The organism is Mesorhizobium sp. M7A.F.Ca.ET.027.03.2.1, from assembly GCF_003999175.1.
In the GTDB taxonomy this organism is placed as follows: domain Bacteria; phylum Pseudomonadota; class Alphaproteobacteria; order Rhizobiales; family Rhizobiaceae; genus Mesorhizobium.
In genome coordinates this window covers 1-19,225 of sequence record NZ_RZOM01000013.1, presented here as the reverse complement: position 1 = coordinate 19,225, position 19,225 = coordinate 1, and the positions used below count along the sequence as shown (strand labels likewise).

Sequence of the window (19,225 nt, the reverse complement as noted above, 5' to 3'; positions counted from 1 at the left end):
GTGCTGGAATGCTGCCCCGGTTCCAACATCGCGCTCAAAGTGTTCGACAGTTTCGCCGATCATCCATTTCCGGCCCTGCAGGCGGCCGGCTGCAAGGTGACGCTCAATTCCGACGATCCGCCCTATTTCTGGACCTCGCTGAAGCGGGAATACGACATTGCCGCCGAGCATTTCTCGATGAACGAAAAGGCGCTGGCCGCCGTCACCCGCACCGCCATCGAAGCCGCTTTTGTCGATAGAAAGACGAAGACCGCGCTTCTTGCCCGGTTGAACAGCGCGGCACGCTGATTTCCGCCGACAAAGCTGTGGTCGGTGCGGGCCAGCGGTTCCTTGGCCGGCGCATTGCCGCTAGGGTTCGCTCAGGCAGCTTGAAGCGCGGCGCGTCCGAAAGGGCCATGCGCGCATTTTCGGGCGCAGGCATCAGGAGAACACCATGCAGGGCGTCACCGTCGTCGACCACCCGCTTGTCCAGCACAAGCTGACCATCATGCGCAAGAAGGAAACCTCGACGGCCGGCTTTCGCCGGCTGCTGCGCGAAATCTCGCTGCTGCTAGGCTACGAGGTCACCCGCAACCTCGAACTGACGACGACGACCATCGAGACGCCGATGGAAACCATGGAAGCGCCGACGCTTGAGGGCAAGAAGCTGGTCTTTGCCTCCGTGCTGCGCGCCGGCAACGGCTTGCTGGAAGGCCTGCTCGACCTGGTTCCGGCGGCCCGCGTCGCCCATGTCGGTCTCTACCGCGATCACGAAACGCTGGAAGCGGTCGAATATTTCTTCAAGGCGCCGAGCGATCTCGCCGACCGGCTGGTGATCGTCGTCGATCCGATGCTGGCCACCGCCAATTCGGCGATCGCGGCGATCGACAAGCTGAAAGAGCGCGGCGCCACCAACATCCGTTTCCTTTGCCTGCTGGCGGCGCCCGAAGGCATCGAACGCTTTCTCAAGGCGCATCCGGACGTTCCCGTCTTCACCGCTTCGATCGACCGCCAACTCAACGAGAAGGGCTACATCATGCCCGGCCTCGGCGACGCCGGCGACCGCATGTACGGGACCAAGTAATACCAGGCAAAGTCACCTGGTGCGATTTACCAAACGTTTACGCAAAGGCGCGGTTTTGACGCGCGTTAAAGCGGCAAACACCATCCGGGTCTAACGATCGGCTGTCACTACGGCGCCGCGCGTCCATTTCGGACGCGCAAAGGACGCTGTAGCACTTTGATTTGCGCGTGAGCCTTTCCGAAAATCGATCCCGATTTCCGGGGGTCATGCGGCGAGGCCGATCCATGCTGCGCAAACTTCTGATCCTCGCCGTTTTCGCCGGTTCATCGGCATCGATACCGATCGTGTATCAGTCCAATCCGCAACTCGTCGAAAACCTGCTGAGGTCGGCGGTGCCGGGCAAACAAACGGTCGAAGCCCAACCAGACGTCAATCTGGCATCGGTGCCCAACAAGCCCGCGGCCCCGCTGCCGATGGGCCGCAAGGTGGTCGTCGCGGCAGACGAGCGCGGACATTTCTCATCGGCTTTCAAGTTCAACGGGCGCCAGGCCGACGGCATGATCGACACCGGCGCCACGCTGGTCGCCATCAACATGTCGACGGCACGCCGAATCGGCTTGTCGCTGAATGCTTCGGACTTCAGCCACGAGGTCAACACGGCCAACGGCACCATCAAGGCGGCCGTGGCCATGATCGACCGCCTGCAGATCGGCAACATCACGGTCAATGACGTCCAGACCATCGTGCTCGACGACAGGGCGCTGCGCACCAATCTGATCGGCATGAGCTTTCTCAACCGGCTCGACAAATACCAGGTCGAGAACGGCACGCTGCTGCTCGTCCAGTAAGGCTATTCGTTTTCCGCAATTTCCAAGGGAAAGCGCTATGCGCTTTCCCGGGAAAACCGGTCCACCACTTTTCCTGGAATTGCTTCAGCCGCGCGGCAGAATCCGCCGGATGACCGACTTGTCGGCGGGCGGCTTCGAGGCGCCGACCGTATAGGCCGAAAGCACGGTAGCCGCGGCGGCCTCGGCATCGGCCGATGAGCGGGCATGGATCAGCGCCAGCGTCTCGCCGGCCCCAACCTCCGCACCGACCGGCAACAGCCTGGTGATGCCGACCGCGGGGTCGATCTTGTCGTCCGGCCGCGTGCGTCCACCTCCCAGGCCGACCACGGCGAGCCCGATATCGCGGGTGGCGATGCCGGTGACGAAGCCGTTTGCGGTCGCCTTGACGGCAAATTCGATCGCCGCCGCCGGCAGATACTTTTCCGGTTTCTCGATGAAATCGGCGGGGCCGCCAAGCGCGGCCACCATGCGTGCGAAGGTGGCGGCGGCGCGGCCGCTGGCGAGTGTCTCGGTGGCGCGCCGCATGCCATCCTGGTTGGACGACACCAGCCCGGCCGACTGCAGCATTTCGGCGGCCAGCGCCAGCGTCACGTCCTCGAGCCGACGGTCACGATACCGGCCGGTGAGGAAATCAACGGCGTTGCGCACCTCGACGGCGTTGCCGGCGGCCGACGCCAAGGGCTCGTTCATGCCGGTGATCAACGCCGAAGCCTTTAGTCCGGCGCCATTGGCGATCTCAACCAGGCTGTTGGCGAGTGCGGTGGCGTCGCGCGATTTTTCCATGAAGGCGCCGTTGCCGACCTTGACGTCGAGCACCAGCGATTGCAGCCCGGCCGCCAGCTTCTTCGACAGGATCGAAGAGGTGATCAGCGGCACCGATTCGACCGTGCCGGAGACGTCGCGGATCGCGTAGAGCCGTCGATCGGCGGGCGCGAGGTCGGCGGTCTGGCCGATGATGGCACAGCCTGTTTCGAGCACCGCCTTGCGAAACAGCGCGACGTCGGGCTGGCTGATGTAGCCGGGGATGGCATCCATCTTGTCAAGCGTGCCGCCGGTGTGGCCAAGGCCGCGGCCCGAGATCATCGGTACATAGGCGCCGCAGGCGGCGACGATCGGCGCCAGCATCAGCGAGACATTGTCGCCGACGCCGCCGGTCGAATGCTTGTCGGTGACCGGGCCGGGCAGGTCCGACCAGTCGAGCACGTCGCCGGAATCGCGCATCGCCAGCGTGAGCGCCACGGCCTCGTCGCGGTTCATGCCGTTGAAGAACACCGCCATGGCGAAGGCGCCGGCCTGGCCATCGGTGACGGCGCCCGACGTCACGCCCGCGACGAAGCCGGCGATCTCCTCTTCCGACAGCCTGAGGCCATCGCGCTTGCGGCGGATGATTTCCTGGGGAAGCATCAGGTCTCCAGCAGTCCGTCGTGGAACACGCGCTGCAGGATCGTTGCGAGCCGCGCGCCGCCTACCGGTGCCATGTCCTTGGTCTCCTGGTGCGATAGCTCGGCCCCGGTCATGCCGGCCGCCAAATTGGTGATGACCGAACAGGCGGCGACGCGCAGTCCTAGGAAGCGGGCGAGAATGACCTCCGGTACGGTCGACATGCCGACCGCATTGGCGCCCATGATGCGCGCCATGCGGATCTCGGCCGGCGTTTCGAAGCATGGGCCGGAGAACCACATATAGACGCCCTTGTGCAGGGTGGTGCCGGTCGCATTTGCCGCCCGCTCGATGGCCTGGCGGATGCCGGCATCATAGGCTTCAGTCAGGCCGACGAAACGCCGGTCGCTTGGTTCGCCGATCAGCGGATTGGTGCCCGAGAAATTGATGTGGTCCGATATCAGCATCACCGAGCCCGGCGGCATGTCCGGATCGACCGAACCGGCGGCATTGGTGAGGATCAGTTTCGTGATGCCGATGCCGGCAAGCACTTCCAGCACCGGCCGCATCGCCGCGGCAACGCCGTGCTCGTAGTAATGGGCGCGGCCCGACAGCATCAGCACCGGCACGCCGGCAAACAGCCCCGCCACCACCTCGCCGGCATGCCCGGTGACACCGCTTCTGGGAAAACCGGGCAGGTCGGCATAGGAGATGCGGATCGGGCCCTCGATCTGGTCGACCAGACCGCCGAGGCCCGAACCGAGCACCAGTGCCGTGGCGGGCGCCAAGCCGTCCAGCCTTTCGACGAGATGATCCAGGGTTTTTTCCGTCATCGCTGCCAGCTGTTCATTTGAGCCCGTTGTTCATTTCAAAATATCGCCGCGGAAACCGTAAGGCAGCATGTCGCCCATGGTCACGGTCTCGGCCACACCTGCATTGTCGCAGAGATAGAGCTTTGTTTCCGGCTGGCAGAATTCGGCCAGCCGCTGCCGGCAGCCGCCGCAAGGCGAGCATTTCGCCATGCGTTCGGCGATGACGGCGATTTCCACGATCTTGCCGCCGCCGCCCATGATGTAGTGGCCGAGCGCCGTGGTCTCGGCGCACCAGCCTTCCGGATAGGAGGCGACTTCGATGTTGGCGCCGGTAAAGACGCGCCCGTCCTCGGTGCGCAAGGCAGCGCCGACCGGAAACTTAGAATAGGGCGCGTAGGCCTTGGCCATGGCGGCCTTGGCGGCCTCGAACAGATCATGCGACATTCAGGTGTTCTCTCCGATGATCGTGTTCAAAACCCGGCGCAAAGCCGACCCGTCGCTCAACGTTCCTTGACATAAGGCACGCCGCCGGCGCGTGGCGGGATTGCCTTGCCGATGAAGCCGGCGAGCAGGATGACGGTGAGGATGTAGGGCAGCGCCTGCATGAACTGCGCCGGCACCTTGCCGATGATGGGCAGCGGTGATCCCTGCAGGCGGATCGACGCCGCGTCCAGGAAGCCGAACAGAAGGCAGGCGAACATGGCGTTGACCGGCTTCCACTTGGCAAAGATCAAGGCTGCCAGCGCGATATAGCCCTTGCCGGCGGTCATGTCCTTCACGAAGCCGCCATTTTGCACCATCGACAGGTAGGCGCCGGCAATGCCGGTGAGGATGCCGGTGCAGATCAGCGCCCTGTAGCGCAGCCAGGCGACCGATATGCCGGCAGTATCGACGGCGGCCGGGTTCTCGCCTACGGCGCGCAGCCTGAGGCCAAAACGGGTGCGAAACAGCACCCACCAGGTGAACGGCACCATCAGGAAGGCAAGATAGACCAGGATCGAGTGGCCCGACAGGAGCTCGGCATAGATCGGTCCGATGATCGGAACGCCGCGGATGGCCTCGGCGCCCGGCAAGGTGATGGCCTCGAAGCGCTCGCCCGGTTGCAGCGCCGGCGTGCGCCCGCCCTGCTGGAACCAGGCCTGGCCGAGGATGATGGTCGAGCCGGCGGCGATGAAATTGATCGCCACGCCGGAGACGATCTGGTTGCCGCGATGGGTGATCGAGGCAAAGCCGTGGATCATGGCAAAGGCGACCGAGATCAGGATGGCCATGCCGAGGCCGAGAAAGGCCGAATGGAACACGGAAGCGGCGGCCGCGCCGGCGAAGGCGCCGACCAGCATCTTGCCTTCGAGACCGATGTCGAAGATGCCGGCGCGTTCCGAATAGAGGCCGGCGAGGCAGGCAAGCAGCAGCGGCACCGAAAGGCGGATGGTGGAGTCCAGTGTCTGGATGATCGCGTTGAACACATCCATCTCAGGCACCTTTCCCCTTGACCGCTTCCATGCCCACCGATCGCGGACTGAACGAGGCGAACAGCGCCTGGATGTAGGGCCGGAACATGTGCTCGAGGGCACCGGCAAACAGGATCACCAGGCCTTGAATGATGACGATCATGTCGCGGCTGATCGCCGGCATCTCGAAGGCGAGTTCGGCGCCGCCCTGGTAGAGCATGCCGAACAGGATCGCCGCCAGCACGATGCCGACAGGGTGCAGGCGGCCCATCAGCGCCACGGCGATGCCGACGAAGCCGGCGCCGGAAACGAAGTCGATGGCGACATTGTGCTGATCGCCCATCACCGGATTGAGTGCCATCATGCCGGCCAGCCCGCCCGAGATCATCATGGCGGTGATGATGATGCGGGTTTCGGAGATGCCGGCATAGCGTGCCGCTTTCGGGCTGTGACCGTAGGTGCGCATTTCATAGCCGAGCTTGGTGCGCCAGATCAGCAGCCAGACCAGGAAGGCCATGACCAGCGCCAGCAGGAAGGTGACATTGAGCGGCGCCGAACGGATCTTGGCGCCGAACAGCTCGATGATCCAGTTGAGCTTGGGCAATTCCGCGCCGGCGAGGAAGTTACGCGTCTGCGGCGCTTGCGAGGCGGCTGGCTTCAACGGGCCGACCAGCAGGTAAACCATGATCGAGGCGGCGATGAAGTTGAACATGATGGTGGTGATGACGATGTGCGAGCCACGCTTGGCCTGCAGATAGGCCGGGATGAGCGCCCACAATGCGCCGACCGCCGCCGCGGCAATGATCGCCAGCGGGAAGGTCAGCCACCATGGCAGTGTGCTGTCGAAGCTCAGGCAGACGATGGCGATGCCGAGGCCGGCGATGTAGGCCTGCCCTTCGGTGCCGATGTTGAACAGGCCGCAATGCGCGGCCACCGCCACCGAAAGCCCGGTGAAGATGAAGGTGGTGGCATAAAAGAGGGTGAAGGCGATGCCTGTGCCTTTGCCGAAGGCGCCCTCGACCAGGATGACGGCTGCGCGCAACGGATTCTCGCCGACCAGAAGCACGACGAAGCCGGCGACGACGAAGGCGACGAACAGATTGATCAGCGGGATCAGGCCATAGTCGGCCCAGGCCGGCAGTTTGGCGTAAGGCGCGCTCAAAGTGCTGCCTCCTGGTGCTCGATGCCAGCCATCAGCAGGCCGAGTTCGCCCTCGGTCGCTTCGGGACCGCGCTCGCCGACGATGCGGCCGGCAAACATCACCAGGATACGGTCGGACAGCGAACGGATCTCGTCCAGCTCGACCGACACCACCAGCACCGCCTTGCCCTGGTCGCGCATGGCGATCAGGCGCTTGTGGATGAATTCGATGGCGCCGACATCGACGCCGCGTGTCGGCTGGCCAACGATCAGAACACCAGGGTCCTGTTCCATCTCCCGCGCCAGCACGATCTTCTGCTGGTTGCCGCCGGAGAAATTGGCGGTCTTCAGCCGGCAGTCGGCCGGGCGGATGTCGTATTTGGCGATCTTGTCCCTGGCATCGTTGCGGATGGCATCGATGTTGAGGAACGGCCCCTTCAAATAGGGGGGATCATCGTGATAGCCGAGGATCGAATTCTCGTTCTCCTCGAAGGCCAGCACCAGGCCGACGTGATGGCGGTCCTCCGGCACATGCGCCAGGCCGCGGTCGCGCAGTTCGCCCGGGTCGGCCGCACCGGTCAGGTCGATCGGCTTGCCGTCGAGCATGACCGAGCCGGACACCGCACGCCTGATGCCGGAAATCGCCTCGAGCAGTTCGGATTGTCCGTTGCCGGCGACACCGGCGATGCCGACGATCTCGCCGGCCCTGATATCGAAGGAGATGTCGTCGACCATGGTTACGCCGCGCGTATCCTTCACCGTCAGGTTCTTGACCGCGAGCTTGACGGCGCCGGCCTCGGCCTCGCCCTTTTCGACCCGCAAGAGCACGCGCCGCCCGACCATCAGCTCGGCCAGTTCCTCGACAGTGGTCTTCCTGGTTTCGCGCGTCGCCACCATCGTGCCCTGGCGCATCACCGACACGGTGTCGGTGATGGCCATGATCTCGCGCAATTTGTGGGTGATCAGCACCACCGTCTTGCCCTGGTCTTTCAATTGCCCGAGGATGCGGAACAGGTGGTCGGCCTCGGCCGGCGTCAGCACGCCCGTCGGCTCGTCGAGGATCAGGATCTCGGCGCCGCGATAGAGCGCCTTCAGGATCTCCACCCGCTGCTGCAGGCCGACCGGCAATTCCTCGATGATTGCATCGGGATCGACTTCCAGCCCGTATTCACGCTCCAGCCGCTCCAGTTCGGAGCGCGCCTTGGCGATGCTCTTCTTCAAGAGCGCATCGCTTTCGGCGCCGAGGATGACGTTCTCCAGCACCGTGAAATTGTCGACCAGCATGAAGTGCTGATGCACCATGCCGATGCCGAGCGCGATGGCGTCATTGGGGGTCTTGATCGAGGCCGGCTGGCCGCCAACGCGGATCTCGCCGCTGTCGGCCTGGTAGAATCCATAGAGGATCGACATCAGCGTCGATTTGCCAGCTCCGTTCTCGCCGACAATGCCGTGGATCGTGCCGCGACCGATCTCAAGGTTGATGTCCCGGTTGGCGCGCACCGCACCAAAACTCTTGTTGATGCCGATCAACTCGATTGCGGCTTGCGCCATGCAGCCTGTCCCACTCTTATTTTTTTATCGCTTGGTCAAAACGCCTAGCATGACGCTCCGCCCGTGCCAATTGCCGGAGCCGGTTCACTCTCGACAAATCCCGGTGCGCTTGTCAATTTGCAACGTGGCCGGGGCCTTCACATTCGCTAGTATGACGGCGCCGAAATTCGCATCGCGGCGCAAGACATCGCGGTGAACGACATCGCGGTGAGACTGGGGAATTCACATGATCACGCCCGCCGACCGGCTGACGACGCTGGAAATACGCGCCGCCGAGCAGGAGAAGACCATCGAGGAACTGTCCGGCCAGATCGCCGAGCAGTGGAAAGTGATCGAGCGCATGCAGCGCAAGCTCGACGCGCTGACGGATCGCTTCCTGGCGCTGGAGGAGCAGACAGGAGATGAAGTGCCGGTAACCAAGCCACCGCACTGGTGAGGAAAAAGGGAAGGTGCACGCCTTGGTCAGTGAAAGCGATCGCATCGCGCGGGCCGGCGAATATGTGCTCGGTCTTATGAACGACAAAGACCGCGAACGGGCCGAACGTGACCTGGAGGTCGATCCCGCCTTCCGCGACGCGGTCGCGCGACTTGCCGAGCAGATGTATTTCTTCGACCGTTACGGAAAACGCGACCTGCTGCCTGGCAGGCATTGGGAACTGGTTACCCAACGCCTAGCCGAGTTACCTCAGATGCGCAGCGTCGAGCTCGGCGGCAATGAGGTCAAACCGCGCACGGTGATCCGAAGCCTGTCCCGGCCACCATACGGCATTGGCGTGCACGCGCTTGGCGGCCGGCGCGGAGTTGTCGTTGCCGCCGGGCTGATGGTGGCGTTCGCGCTGGGCTGTCTGGTGGGCAAGTTGCTGCGTTAACTTACTTTAGCTCTACTCTCACTAATTATATCTAGAACAACAGCCTCCGAAGCAGATAGGATATTCTCTTGTTGTGTAAATTCATCTATCAACTCTCCCATAGCCAAGACAGTTTTACGCTTGGCTTTATTTAGCTCGCTTGTCATTCTTGGCAACTCAGAAACCGTTGTTTGAAAATCTTTTATCATTCCTTTTGCCAGTATAAGGTTATTTTTAAGAGAGGTGATTGAGTTGAATGCATCGTTGGCCTGATTCGAAGATGAATCATTTTTATTTATATCGCCAACCAATGAAATATATCGGACAAAAGAGTCCATTGCCGTGGCAAACGACTCTCTATACAGGGGGATTTCGGCGTCCAGTCGCACAGAATATTGAACAAGGTCCGCTGCTGCAAGTGATATAATGCGAGTGGCGTTTACTCGATCAATATTACCGCCAGAGTTCTTGGCCAATTCGGTTGTTTCGGATGTTCGCGCTCGGAGCCTCTCTCCCAAGGTCGATGTGGCCTCAGCTATCCGGCCCGTGGCCTCAGTCAGCTCTGCAAATTTGTTCTCAAATATTTCGGCAAGATCGAATAAGCCTAGGTCATCGTCATCGCTTGCAGATTCTGCTGCAATGTTAGAATGCGAAATCTGCACAGTGCTTATTTCAAATTTGTCTCGGTTTTCATGAGAATTGTCTCGAGCGGCAAAGTTTTGAATTTGCCTCGTCAGATGCATCCTGATAAATTTCTCGAATTCGAAGGGTGTCTTGAAAGACCAGTATAAGAACCCTTCTTCTCCAAGAGATTCCCTAAAATCGTTTACTTTTGAAAGCTGTTCTGGATTCATTTTACTCGGAGATAGAGGCTCGTCTTTGAAATATATCATCATCTTGATAGACGATTGATCTTTGTCATAGCGGGTCTTCGCTCTCAGAAATTCTTCAATAGTTCCCGATTCGGCGCGCTTGGTAGGGGTCCCAAAACGACACCACATGATACCTATGAATATATCATAATCATCTGATATCTGCGTATTGATAATATCTTGGGCGTCGATGCCTACTCCAGGAAATGAGTGCGTCTCCCATCGGACCAAATCCAATCGAATTCCGAACTCGCGACTCCACATAATATTTAATTCGTTTATCACCTCTTCGAGCTTCGATCTCTCGTCCGAGACATCAGATGGTGAGGCGACAAACACAGTCAATACTTTTTCATGCCGAGGCATTTATTCTCCTAACTCCGCAATATCCTTTCATATTACGTTGCAACTCGCTCTACTGCAAAGAAAAACCGCCGGGCTGGCGCCCGGCGGTTTGCAGATCATGCCTGTGTGTTCGTGCCGCTCAATAGGGGCAAGCGTTGTCAGCCGTATAGTCGTGCACTTCGGTCTTGCCGGCAATGATGTCGGCCTTGGCCTTTTCGACGGCCGCCTTCATCTCGTCCGTCACCAGCGCCTTGTTGTTGTCGTCCATGGCGTAGTCGACACCGCCTTCCTTGAGGCCCAGATTCTCGACTCCGCCCTTGAAGGTGCCGTTCTTGCCGTCCATGAAGGCGGTGTAGACGGCGACGTCGACGCGCTTCAGCATCGAGGTCAGCACCTTGCCCGGCTGCAGGCCGTTCTGGTTGGAATCGACGCCGATGCCGAGCTTGCCGGCATCTGCCGCCGCCTGCAGCACGCCGACGCCGGTGCCGCCTGCCGCGGCGTAGATCACGTCGGAGCCCTGGTCGATCTGCGTCTTGGCGATCTCGCCGCCCTTGGCCGGATCGTTCCAGGCAGCCGGCGTGTCGCCGGTCATGTTCTGGATGACATCAGTCGCACCCGCCGACTTGGCGCCGCCGACATAGCCGCATTCGAACTTGCGGATCAGAGGGATATCCATGCCGCCAACGAAGGAGACCTTCTTGGACTTAGAGGCCATCGCCGCCAGGATGCCGACGCGGTAGGAGCCCTCCTGTTCCTTGAACTTCAGCGACCGCACGTTCGGCAGATCGACCTGGTCGTCGATGATGGCGAAGTTCAGGTCGGGATATTCGGCGGCGACCTTGGTCAGCGCGTCCGTCCAGGCAAAGCCGGCCATGACAATCGGGTTGCGGCCGTCCTCGGCGAAGCGGCGCAGCGCCTGCTCACGCTGCGAGGCATTGGAGACCTCGAATTCGACGTAGGCCGTGCCGGTTTCCGTCTTGAATTTCTCGGCGCCGTTGTAGGCAGCCTCGTTGAAGGATTTGTCGAACTTGCCGCCGAGATCATAGAGGATGGCCGGCTGGACATCCGCGGCGAAAGCCGGAAGAACCATTGCGGTTGCGGCCAGGAGGCCGAGAACGATACGTTTCATGTGATCCACACCCTGTCGGTTATTTTTTCCGTTATGCACCGCATGCCTGCCCGGTTCTCCGGCAGGCATACGACGTCAGCCAGGAGTGTACTCCCTCCCGCTCGGCGGCAATCTGGCATGGCCCGAAACAAAATTCACGCGGAATTTTGACCTTTTGGAAAAGCTTGATGCGGGCAAGCCGCACCGCAGCTTGTCCTTGCGCCAAGTGTTACGTGGACGCGGTGACAGGGATGACGCAAGCGACGCCGGTGCCTTTGAGGTTGCACGTGCCGTAAGGGTTCTTCGCCAGATATTGCTGGTGATCGGCTTCTGCGAAGTAGAATTCGGCCGCCGGCGCGATCTCGGTGGTGATCCTGCCGTGGCCGGCACCGCGCAGCGAGGTCTCATACGCATCGCGCGAGGCGCTCGCCGCCCGCAATTGCGCCTCGTCGCTCGTGTAGATCGCGGAGCGATAGGTGGTGCCGACATCATTGCCCTGGCGCATGCCCTGCGTGGGGTCGTGCCTTTCCCAGAACAGCTTCAGAAGCCCAGCATAGGAGACGATCTCGGGGTCATGGACCACCAGCACCACTTCGGCATGGCCGGTAAGCCCGGTGCAGGTCTCCTGATAGGTCGGATTGGGCGTGAAGCCGCCGGCATAGCCGGCGGCCGTGACCCAGACGCCTTCGATCTGCCAGAACAGCCGCTCCGCACCCCAGAAGCAGCCCAGTCCGAACATCGCCGTCTCCAGCCTCTCGGGATAAGGACCCTTGAGCGATCTTTTCAAGACCTTGTGCCTGGATGCGGTCGGGATCGCCCTGGCGCGGCCCGGCAGGGCCTCGGAGGGCTTCGGCAGATTGAGCTTCTTGTTCAGCATGTCGCTGAGAAAGAACATGCGCGGCTCCTCTCCGGGTGAAACGCAAGAAGCCGCATGACGGCGGCTTTGTTTGAGCATCGGATTCCCAAAACCGGCAACCGCTTTTGGGTCCGATGCTCTAGGTGGCGGCGAACTGCCCAGCACGCGGTGGCCGCCTGTAGCCTATCGCATAGAGCAGGAAAGCCAGCACCGCGAACACGGCGAAGCCCGGCTGGTTCAGCACCCAGGCGACGGCGCCGTCCCACAGCAGCGGGCTGGCCTTGGTTCGGATGAAGGTTTCGAAGGCGGCCCTCGTGTCGGGCGAGACCGCCAGCCAACTGGTGTTGAGCGGGGTCAGCACCAGCACGGAGGCCGCCACGGTGCGTGTCGCGTCGAGCACCGCCATGATGACGGAAATCGACAGCGCGATCATTGCGGCAAGACGAAAGACGAAGCGAAACATCAGAACCCTCCTCCGGGCTGGTCCCCTCCCGAGGGGCCTTTCAGAGATAGAATGCGCATGGCTGGATCGCAATCGCCATACGCGAATTTGCAGACTCCAAACTCAGGTCAACAGAAGGCCGGACGACAGTCGGTCGGGTAGCTTTTCATTGACATGTGAGGGCAGCTATGCTAACAATTTCGACATGGTGCTGACTTGCGCCGACGACCCGCCGCACAGGCGGGTTTTTGCGTTTGGTGCCTCGCAAACCGACGTGCCGGCCAAGTCTTCAAAGACCGGGTGAACCCGGATTCGTTGCTCTGCGCGAATTATGCGGCCGGCTTCCTTTTGCGCCGATGGACACGCCAGACGGCGAAAACGCCGCCGCCAATGGCGCCGATCACCAGGCCGGCCAAGCCGGTGAACACGGCGAAATAGCCGCAGGCGCCCTCGAAACAGCTCATCTTGGTGGCATCAGCGATCACCGAGCCGATGGCGAATCCGCCCACGGCGCCGATGACCGCGCCCAGGACGATGCCGAGCAGCGCGGCGACGACCGAGACGAAGACAGGCGGGCTTTCGGTTTCCGGATTGACATAAACGGCATCGGCTTCGGATCCACGGCGCAGCAGATAGATGCAGAGGAACCCGATGGCGATTTGAGCAGCGGTGATGGCAAGCGCCTGGCCCGAAAAGACGAAATCCGAAATCGTCAGTGCACAGGCCTGCCAGGCCACCAGCCAGATGATTGTGGCGACCTGCCAGATGGTGAACTGGCGCGGGAAACGGGCCGAGCGGCCGAAGGCGAGGCCGAGCAGGTAAAGCCCCCACAGGATGGTGACGATGTCGACGGCGAGCCCGCCATAGACAAGGTAAAACACGCTGTCTGGCAGGCCGGTGGCGCCGACCGCGGGCCAGACGGAGATCAGGCCGTAGACCGACCACGCCATGACGAAGACGAGCCAGCCCACCGGCACGAAGGAAAGCCCGCTGTCCGGCCGCCTGACTGGCGTCTGTCCATTGCTCGATGTCATGTGCGCACGATGCCCCCGCAAAGCCTCGGCACCCGACAGGCAACTTCGGGGGAAGTCAAGGGCGGCCGGCCCGGCGGTCGTGCCTGTGCACACCATTGCAGCGGCGGCGCCCGTAAAAACGGGCATGCCGGCCGCGTTGTGAAACACTGTGTGGCCGGCAAAGCGAATAGACTGCCGTTATGGCTTGGCATTCGGCGCCGGATCGACTAGATGAGCCCCGCGCCTGTTGCTTCGACGGCTCAGGTGCGGGGAAGGGCGTTCGCTGGTTGGCGGCGCCGACGGCGGAAGTTCCGCCTTGCCCCAAGGGAGGTGCATCTCCCCAATCCGCGCGGCAAAACCGGCCGACGCGACATGCATGGACGGAGAGGTGGCCGAGTGGTTGAAGGCGCACGCCTGGAAAGTGTGTTTACGGGAGACCGTAACGCGGGTTCGAATCCCGCTCTCTCCGCCAGTTTGCACCTAGGTGTGATCAAGATAGGCGCGCCCAGGCAATATGATCTGGCGCAGGCTGCCGACGCTCATCGCGATCTCGAGGCCAGGAGGACAACCGGGGCGCTTGTGCTTGGTGCAATCTCGAACACGACCGACGTCCCGTAGTCAATTGCATCGCCAAATCAAAACGGGGTGGTCGATCGTCTCGCCCTAGATCACCGCTTCCTCGAGGAACGGCTCGTTGCGCTCTATGCGCTCGTAACAGAATGGCGACAGATCGAGCGTCTGGAAAGCCCCGTGAACGATAAGTTCTGAAACTCCCCGGCCCACGGCTGGCGACTGTTGCAGCCCGTGCCCCGAGAAGCCGTTGGCAAACATGAAATTGGTCACCTGCGGGTGGAAGCCGACGATGCCGTTGTGGTCGAGCATGTTGTACTCGTAGTGGCCGGTCCAACTGGTCTGGACCTTGAGTGCGTCGAAAGACGGAATGCGGTGCCAGAGTGCCGGCCAGATGTGGTCGTCGAACTCTTCATGATGCATTTCAAAGTCGTCGTAGCCGGCCGGTCCGTCGCCCTGCGGCGTGTTGCCGGTGAGAAAAAGCTCGCCTTCGGGACGCACGAATGTTCCGGAAAGGTCGATGACATTGGGCATCCGGCCGGGGATCGGGTTGGCGCTGGCGAAGACGAAGCTGTAGCGCTTGTAGGGCGCGACCGGGATCGACAGGCCGGCCATGGCTGCCACCTGCTGGGCGCGCGGGCCCGCGGCGTTGACCAATGTTCCGCAACGAACCGTCTGTCCGGTCGCGAGGCGCACCGAGATGACCCGTCCATCGGCAATATCCAGCCCTGTCGCTGCATTGTCGATATACTCGACGCCGCTGGCGCGGGCGGCGCGGCGGAAACCGTTCATCAGCCCCACGGAATCGAACCAGCCCTCTTCCCTAGCCCCCCAGGAACCGCCACCGAGATCCTCCACATTGAGCCAGGGGAAGCGATCCTTCAGCGGGCCCGGCTCGAGGAACACTGTGTGGGCCCCAAAACTGCGCTGCAGATCGACGCGCTCGCGGGCCGCTTCGACGCCGTCGGGTGAACAGCAGTAAAGATATCCATGCTCCTTGAAGCCGAGGTCGGGCGCCGGTTCGTCCTTGTAGAAAGGTGCCATACGCTCCTGAAATCCGCGGATGATCTCGATGCCGAACTGGCTGATCTTCACATTGATCGGATTGGAATATTGCTGCCGGATCGCGCTGGTGGACAGCGCCGTCGATGAAAACTCGTAACTGCTATCGCGCTCGACCACGAGGATCGAGGCACCGCTGCCCAGCGCCTGGCTCAGCCAGTAGGCCGTGGACGAGCCGACAACCGCTCCGCCGACGATGACGATGTCGTAGGCGTTGCGCGATGGCGCTTTGTAAGGCGGGATCCCCATGGCTCCGACTCCAAGCTACTGGTTGAACAAAGCGATCAGGGCATCCGAGCCCCGCGCAAGAAGGCCAAGGTCCGAACCGACGGCAACCATGGTGAAGCCTTCGGCAAGGTAGCGGTCGGCATCGGCCTTCGCCGGCGCCAGGATGCCGCTTGCCTTGCCTGCCGCCGTCGCGGCCTTGCGCACGGACGAGATTGCCTCCTGGACATGTGCCGCGCCGGGATTGCCCATCGCGCCCATATTGGTGGAAAGATCGCCGGGACCGACGAAGAGAACGTCGACGCCGTCGACCGCCGCGATCTCGGCGGCATTCGCCACGCCCAATTGATCCTCGATCTGCACGGCGAGAAGTTGCTGCTCACGCGCCTTGGCGTGGTAGCCGGCGATGCGGCCGAAGGCGTTGGCGCGGTGACCGACCGAGAAGCCGCGAAATCCGCCGGGCGCATAGGTCATGGCCGCGACGATGGCGCGGGCCTGATCGGCGGTTCGTACATTGGGGATCATCAGGCTGCGTGCGCCGATATCCAGCGCCTGCTTGATCAGATTGGGATCGTCGGAGGGCAGCCTGACGACAGCCTCGCTGTCGAAGCCGCCCATCACCTGAAGCTGCGCCATGATGCTGCGCAGATGGTTGGGGCTGTGCTCGCCGTCGATCAGAACCCAATCGGCTCCAGAGCCGGCGACGATCTCCGTGGTGAGCGCCGAAGCCAGCGAGCACCAGATGCCGATGTGAGCCCGGCCAGCCGCGGTGGCGGCTTTCAGCGTGTTGAGGCGTTCTTGCATCTTGCGATCGTCTCCAATCATCTGGTTGAAATTTGTATGATGTCCTATATCATATGGCTACAAAACGCTGCAAGATGCGATGTACGGACTTTCGAATGGGAGCTGGAGAATGAGGATCGGGTTCATCGGGCTTGGCGTCATGGGAGCACCGATGGCGCGTCACCTGGCCGATGCCGGGCATGAGATCGTCACCGTTCTCAATCGCTCCCCTCTGCCGCAGGGCCTGACCGCATCGGTGGTCGCGTCCGCCGCCGAAGTGGCACGGGGGTCCGAGATCGTCGTCACCATGCTGCCCGACACGCCTGACGTCGAACGCGTCCTGTTGGGCGAGGACGGCGTCCTGGAAGGACTGTCAGCCGGCAAGCTGGTCATCGACATGAGCTCGATCAGCCCCATCGCCACGGCGGCGTTCGCGGCGAAACTGCGAGAGAAGGGAGCCGGCTACCTCGACGCCCCGGTCTCGGGCGGCGAGGTCGGCGCCAAGGCGGCAAGCCTCACCATCATGGTCGGCGGCCCGGCCGCCGAGTTCGAGCGGGCGCTGCCGATCTTTGAGACACTCGGCAAGAACGTCACTTTGATCGGCGAGCAGAATGGCGCCGGGCAGACCTGCAAGATCGCCAACCAGATCATCGTTGCGCTCAACATCGAGGCCGTGGCCGAAGCGCTTGTCTTCGCCAGCAAGGCCGGGTGCGACCCGGCGAAGGTTCGCGGCGCCCTGATGGGTGGCTTCGCCGCTTCCCGCGTCCTGGAAGTGCATGGCCAGCGCATGATCGACCGGACCTTCGCCCCAGGCTTTCGCATCAAGCTCCACCAGAAGGATCTCAACCTGGCCCTTGACAGTGCCCGCGCCCTTGGCGTGGCGCTGCCGAACACCGCCATGGCGCAGCAACTGATGAATGCCTGTTCGGCCCATCCAGGTGGCGCCGAGGCCGATCACTCGTCTCTCGTCCGGGCGCTGGAGATCCTCGGCGGCCACGAACTGTCAAAAGAAAAGGAGTAAAAACCGATGCGCGGAACCGGCAAGGCCGAGATCTTCGTGATGCTGGCCCATCCCGTGGCCCATGCCAAGAGTCCCGGCATATTCAACGAGATCTTCGAGCAGAAGGGCCTTGACAGCCTCATGGTGCCCTTGAGCTGCCGCCCGGAGGATTTCGAGACCTTCTGGGCCGGCATCACGGCAGCCGAGAATATCAGGGGCGTGATCATCTCGGTGCCGTACAAGGTTGCGGTCTACCACAAATGCTCCGCCGCGCATGACCGCGCCGCGCGGGTGGAAAGCGCCAACTCGGTGCGACGGCTGCCGGATGGCAGCTGGTATGCCGACAATTTCGACGGCGTCGGCTTCATCGATGCGCTCAAGGCGAACGGACATCAGATCGCCGGCCGCCGCATTCTTCAAGTCGGTGCCGGTGGCGCCGGTGCCTCGCTCGCCTATTGTCTCGCGGAAGCCGGCGCCGACGAAATCCGCCTTACCGACATCGATACGGCGCGCGCCGGGAAACTGGCGGCGCTGGTTGGCCGCGCGTTCCCGAAATGCCGCATCCAGGTCGGAGAGGCCGAGCCTTCCGGCATGCATATGGCGATCAACGCCACGCCTGTCGGCATGCATGCCGGCGATCCGCTGCCGCTTGACGTCAGCCGGCTGACCCCGGATATGACGGTCGTGGACATCATCATGGAGCCTGCGGAAACCGCTCTGCTGCGGGCGGCCAAGGGGATCGGCTGCCGCGTTCAACCGGGACGCCCGATGATGGATTTCCAGGTCCGGGCGATGTCCGAATTCTTCGACATCGAAGGCAAGGACCGCGGCCATGGCTGAGACACCGACTGCCGTCGTCATCGGCGGCACCTCCGGCATCGGACGCGCTATCGCGCAGCGCTTCGCAGAAGACGGTTATCATGTGGTCGTCTCCGGCCGGGATGCGACGAGGGGCAATGAGGCGGCCGGCTCCTGTCAGGCGGCGGGCGCGCCGCGTGCGCTGTTTGTCCAGACAGATGTCGCAGATAGCGGCTCAGTCGAGGCTCTGGCACGGATTGTCAGCGACGGGTTCGGCACGCCTCACGTCGTCGTCAACTGCGCCGGCATCTTGCAGAGCGGCAAGTACGTCCTTGATCAGGATCTGGACGAGGACGAGAAGATGTGGCGGGTGAATTATCGCGGCACGCTGTTGGGGTGCCAGGTGTTTGGCCGGCTGATGTCGGCCGCCCGGCGAGGCGCGATCCTGAATGTCGGCTCGCTCGCCTCTTTCGCGCCGCTGTCGCTGCCGGCCTACACGCCGGGAAAGCATGCGGTCCTGGCCCTGACCCAGATCCTCGCCGCCGAACTCGGCCCGCATGGCGTTCGCGTCAATGCGGTCGCCCCTGGCTATACACTTTCCGATGGTTTGAAGACCAAGATCGCCAGGGGCGAACGCAACCCCGAAGCCATACAGGCCACCACGGCACTGCGACGCTTCGTCGAGCCGCGCGATGTCGCCGAGGCGGCATTGTTCCTCTGCTCGGAGCGCGCTGCTTCGATTACCGGCGTCACCTTGCCGGTCGACGCCGGCTGGCTGGTTCAGGCGCCTTACGCACAATATCTGCAGGGAAATCCCATCCGGCAAACGCCGGCTATCTGACAAGGATAATCCAGTGATCAATATCCCGCCAGTGAGCGACATCCAGCGCTTCGACTTCGATACCCGCATCCACCATGGCGTCATCCATAACGGCACGCTCTACCTCACCGGCCAGGTCGCGAGGCCCGGCCAGTCCGCGGCCGACCAGATGCGCGAGGTGCTCGGCAAGATCGATGCGCTGCTTGGCAAGGCGGGCACGGACAAGACCCGCATCCTTCATGTGCAGATGTGGCTGGACGACATCAGGGATTTCGACGAGGTCAATGCGGTGTGGGAC

21 protein-coding genes, 1 tRNA gene and 1 pseudogene are annotated in these 19,225 nt (G+C 62.3%); 10 read left to right on the top strand and 13 right to left on the bottom strand.

Features of this window, described 5'->3' with window-relative positions; genetic code table 11:
- The 3 genes and pseudogenes from EN750_RS01540 to EN750_RS01530 form a co-directional block, all read left to right on the top strand.
- Positions 1–288: pseudogene (locus EN750_RS01540) on the top strand (adenosine deaminase); the annotation flags it as partial.
- Positions 289–433: 145 nt separating this feature from the next.
- Entirely contained in the window at positions 434–1,063 is a 630-nt protein-coding gene (gene upp / locus EN750_RS01535; protein ID WP_127266929.1) for a uracil phosphoribosyltransferase, read from the top strand.
- Between the two features lie 224 nt (positions 1,064–1,287).
- Complete coding sequence (locus tag EN750_RS01530) at positions 1,288–1,851, top strand: TIGR02281 family clan AA aspartic protease (RefSeq protein ID WP_127395409.1); 564 nt, start codon at positions 1,288–1,290, stop codon at positions 1,849–1,851.
- Between the two features lie 84 nt (positions 1,852–1,935).
- Here EN750_RS01530 and deoA read toward each other — a convergent pair whose 3' ends face one another.
- From deoA to EN750_RS01500, 6 genes are read right to left on the bottom strand one after another with little or no spacing between them, the layout of a single operon-like run.
- The gene (gene deoA / locus EN750_RS01525; protein WP_127395408.1) at positions 1,936–3,255 is read right to left on the bottom strand and encodes a thymidine phosphorylase; all 1,320 of its coding nucleotides are present in this window, start codon (positions 3,253–3,255) and stop codon (positions 1,936–1,938) included.
- Positions 3,255–4,064, bottom strand: a complete 810-nt coding sequence (locus tag EN750_RS01520; protein ID WP_127395407.1) for a purine-nucleoside phosphorylase — start codon at positions 4,062–4,064, stop codon at positions 3,255–3,257. Before EN750_RS01520 ends, deoA begins: the two co-directional genes overlap by 1 nt.
- A gap of 30 nt (positions 4,065–4,094) precedes the next feature.
- Positions 4,095–4,487, bottom strand: a complete 393-nt coding sequence (gene cdd, locus EN750_RS01515) for a cytidine deaminase (RefSeq protein WP_127395406.1) — start codon at positions 4,485–4,487, stop codon at positions 4,095–4,097.
- Positions 4,488–4,543: 56 nt separating this feature from the next.
- On the bottom strand, positions 4,544–5,515 hold the full coding sequence (locus EN750_RS01510) for an ABC transporter permease (RefSeq protein WP_127266924.1): 972 nt from the start codon (positions 5,513–5,515) through the stop codon (positions 4,544–4,546).
- Between the two features lies 1 nt (position 5,516).
- Positions 5,517–6,656, bottom strand: a complete 1,140-nt coding sequence (locus EN750_RS01505) for an ABC transporter permease (protein WP_023812577.1) — start codon at positions 6,654–6,656, stop codon at positions 5,517–5,519.
- Positions 6,653–8,185, bottom strand: coding sequence for an ABC transporter ATP-binding protein (locus tag EN750_RS01500; protein ID WP_127395405.1), 1,533 nt, complete (start codon positions 8,183–8,185; stop codon positions 6,653–6,655). The genes EN750_RS01505 and EN750_RS01500 overlap by 4 nt, the downstream gene beginning before the upstream one ends.
- 229 nt (positions 8,186–8,414) lie before the next feature.
- Here EN750_RS01500 and EN750_RS01495 point away from each other — a divergent pair, with 229 nt between their 5' ends.
- Together EN750_RS01495 and EN750_RS01490 are read left to right on the top strand one after the other, a co-directional pair.
- Positions 8,415–8,621, top strand: coding sequence for a SlyX family protein (locus tag EN750_RS01495; RefSeq protein WP_174800349.1), 207 nt, complete (start codon positions 8,415–8,417; stop codon positions 8,619–8,621).
- Positions 8,622–8,643: 22 nt separating this feature from the next.
- Positions 8,644–9,054, top strand: coding sequence for a hypothetical protein (locus tag EN750_RS01490; protein WP_127395410.1), 411 nt, complete (start codon positions 8,644–8,646; stop codon positions 9,052–9,054).
- Here the strand turns inward: EN750_RS01490 and EN750_RS01485 are convergent.
- From EN750_RS01485 to EN750_RS01465, 5 genes are all read right to left on the bottom strand, one after another.
- Positions 9,051–10,271, bottom strand: coding sequence for a DUF4062 domain-containing protein (locus tag EN750_RS01485; RefSeq protein ID WP_127395404.1), 1,221 nt, complete (start codon positions 10,269–10,271; stop codon positions 9,051–9,053). The two genes, EN750_RS01490 and EN750_RS01485, sit on opposite strands and share 4 nt — an antisense overlap.
- 118 nt (positions 10,272–10,389) lie before the next feature.
- Positions 10,390–11,379 (bottom strand): BMP family ABC transporter substrate-binding protein, encoded by a 990-nt coding sequence (locus EN750_RS01480; protein ID WP_127395403.1) that lies wholly within the window; start codon positions 11,377–11,379, stop codon positions 10,390–10,392.
- A 208-nt stretch (positions 11,380–11,587) separates the two neighbouring features.
- Positions 11,588–12,253, bottom strand: a complete 666-nt coding sequence (gene msrA, locus EN750_RS01475; protein WP_127395402.1) for a peptide-methionine (S)-S-oxide reductase MsrA — start codon at positions 12,251–12,253, stop codon at positions 11,588–11,590.
- Positions 12,254–12,353: 100 nt separating this feature from the next.
- Positions 12,354–12,677: a hypothetical protein gene (locus tag EN750_RS01470; RefSeq protein WP_127266916.1), complete on the bottom strand. Its 324-nt coding sequence runs from the start codon at positions 12,675–12,677 to the stop codon at positions 12,354–12,356.
- Between the two features lie 308 nt (positions 12,678–12,985).
- The gene (locus EN750_RS01465) at positions 12,986–13,690 is read right to left on the bottom strand and encodes a hypothetical protein (RefSeq protein WP_245482561.1); all 705 of its coding nucleotides are present in this window, start codon (positions 13,688–13,690) and stop codon (positions 12,986–12,988) included.
- 361 nt (positions 13,691–14,051) lie between these two features.
- Between EN750_RS01465 and EN750_RS01460 the strand changes: the two genes are divergently transcribed.
- Positions 14,052–14,141: transfer RNA gene (locus EN750_RS01460), tRNA-Ser, on the top strand.
- 191 nt (positions 14,142–14,332) lie between these two features.
- Here EN750_RS01460 and EN750_RS01455 read toward each other — a convergent pair.
- On the bottom strand, positions 14,333–15,550 hold the full coding sequence (locus EN750_RS01455; RefSeq protein WP_127395400.1) for an FAD-dependent oxidoreductase: 1,218 nt from the start codon (positions 15,548–15,550) through the stop codon (positions 14,333–14,335).
- A 15-nt stretch (positions 15,551–15,565) separates the two neighbouring features.
- Complete coding sequence (locus EN750_RS01450) at positions 15,566–16,330, bottom strand: HpcH/HpaI aldolase/citrate lyase family protein (protein ID WP_127395399.1); 765 nt, start codon at positions 16,328–16,330, stop codon at positions 15,566–15,568.
- Positions 16,331–16,439: 109 nt separating this feature from the next.
- Here EN750_RS01450 and EN750_RS01445 point away from each other — a divergent pair, with 109 nt between their 5' ends.
- The 4 genes from EN750_RS01445 to EN750_RS01430 form a co-directional block, all read left to right on the top strand.
- Positions 16,440–17,330: a 2-hydroxy-3-oxopropionate reductase gene (locus EN750_RS01445; protein ID WP_127395398.1), complete on the top strand. Its 891-nt coding sequence runs from the start codon at positions 16,440–16,442 to the stop codon at positions 17,328–17,330.
- A gap of 6 nt (positions 17,331–17,336) precedes the next feature.
- Positions 17,337–18,149, top strand: a complete 813-nt coding sequence (locus EN750_RS01440) for a shikimate dehydrogenase (RefSeq protein WP_127268820.1) — start codon at positions 17,337–17,339, stop codon at positions 18,147–18,149.
- Complete coding sequence (locus EN750_RS01435; protein ID WP_127268819.1) at positions 18,142–18,948, top strand: SDR family oxidoreductase; 807 nt, start codon at positions 18,142–18,144, stop codon at positions 18,946–18,948. The genes EN750_RS01440 and EN750_RS01435 overlap by 8 nt, the downstream gene beginning before the upstream one ends.
- A 13-nt stretch (positions 18,949–18,961) precedes the next feature.
- Positions 18,962–19,225, top strand: a 264-nt coding sequence (locus EN750_RS01430) for a RidA family protein (RefSeq protein ID WP_245482559.1), incomplete at its 3' end; no start/stop codon positions are given.

What these genes read in the sequence shown, in the direction of transcription:
- upp (WP_127266929.1), top strand. Translation starts at nt 434, where the DNA reads ATGCAGGGCGTCACCGTCGTCGACCACCCGCTTGTCCAGCACAAGCTG.
- EN750_RS01530 (WP_127395409.1), top strand. Translation starts at nt 1,288, where the DNA reads ATGCTGCGCAAACTTCTGATCCTCGCCGTTTTCGCCGGTTCATCGGCA.
- deoA (WP_127395408.1), bottom strand. Translation starts at nt 3,255, where the DNA reads ATGCTTCCCCAGGAAATCATCCGCCGCAAGCGCGATGGCCTCAGGCTG.
- EN750_RS01520 (WP_127395407.1), bottom strand. Translation starts at nt 4,064, where the DNA reads ATGACGGAAAAAACCCTGGATCATCTCGTCGAAAGGCTGGACGGCTTG.
- cdd (WP_127395406.1), bottom strand. Translation starts at nt 4,487, where the DNA reads ATGTCGCATGATCTGTTCGAGGCCGCCAAGGCCGCCATGGCCAAGGCC.
- EN750_RS01510 (WP_127266924.1), bottom strand. Translation starts at nt 5,515, where the DNA reads ATGGATGTGTTCAACGCGATCATCCAGACACTGGACTCCACCATCCGC.
- EN750_RS01500 (WP_127395405.1), bottom strand. Translation starts at nt 8,185, where the DNA reads ATGGCGCAAGCCGCAATCGAGTTGATCGGCATCAACAAGAGTTTTGGT.
- EN750_RS01485 (WP_127395404.1), bottom strand. Translation starts at nt 10,271, where the DNA reads ATGCCTCGGCATGAAAAAGTATTGACTGTGTTTGTCGCCTCACCATCT.
- EN750_RS01480 (WP_127395403.1), bottom strand. Translation starts at nt 11,379, where the DNA reads ATGAAACGTATCGTTCTCGGCCTCCTGGCCGCAACCGCAATGGTTCTT.
- msrA (WP_127395402.1), bottom strand. Translation starts at nt 12,253, where the DNA reads ATGTTCTTTCTCAGCGACATGCTGAACAAGAAGCTCAATCTGCCGAAG.
- EN750_RS01470 (WP_127266916.1), bottom strand. Translation starts at nt 12,677, where the DNA reads ATGTTTCGCTTCGTCTTTCGTCTTGCCGCAATGATCGCGCTGTCGATT.
- EN750_RS01465 (WP_245482561.1), bottom strand. Translation starts at nt 13,690, where the DNA reads ATGACATCGAGCAATGGACAGACGCCAGTCAGGCGGCCGGACAGCGGG.
- EN750_RS01455 (WP_127395400.1), bottom strand. Translation starts at nt 15,550, where the DNA reads ATGGGGATCCCGCCTTACAAAGCGCCATCGCGCAACGCCTACGACATC.
- EN750_RS01450 (WP_127395399.1), bottom strand. Translation starts at nt 16,330, where the DNA reads ATGCAAGAACGCCTCAACACGCTGAAAGCCGCCACCGCGGCTGGCCGG.
- EN750_RS01445 (WP_127395398.1), top strand. Translation starts at nt 16,440, where the DNA reads ATGAGGATCGGGTTCATCGGGCTTGGCGTCATGGGAGCACCGATGGCG.
- EN750_RS01440 (WP_127268820.1), top strand. Translation starts at nt 17,337, where the DNA reads ATGCGCGGAACCGGCAAGGCCGAGATCTTCGTGATGCTGGCCCATCCC.
- EN750_RS01435 (WP_127268819.1), top strand. Translation starts at nt 18,142, where the DNA reads ATGGCTGAGACACCGACTGCCGTCGTCATCGGCGGCACCTCCGGCATC.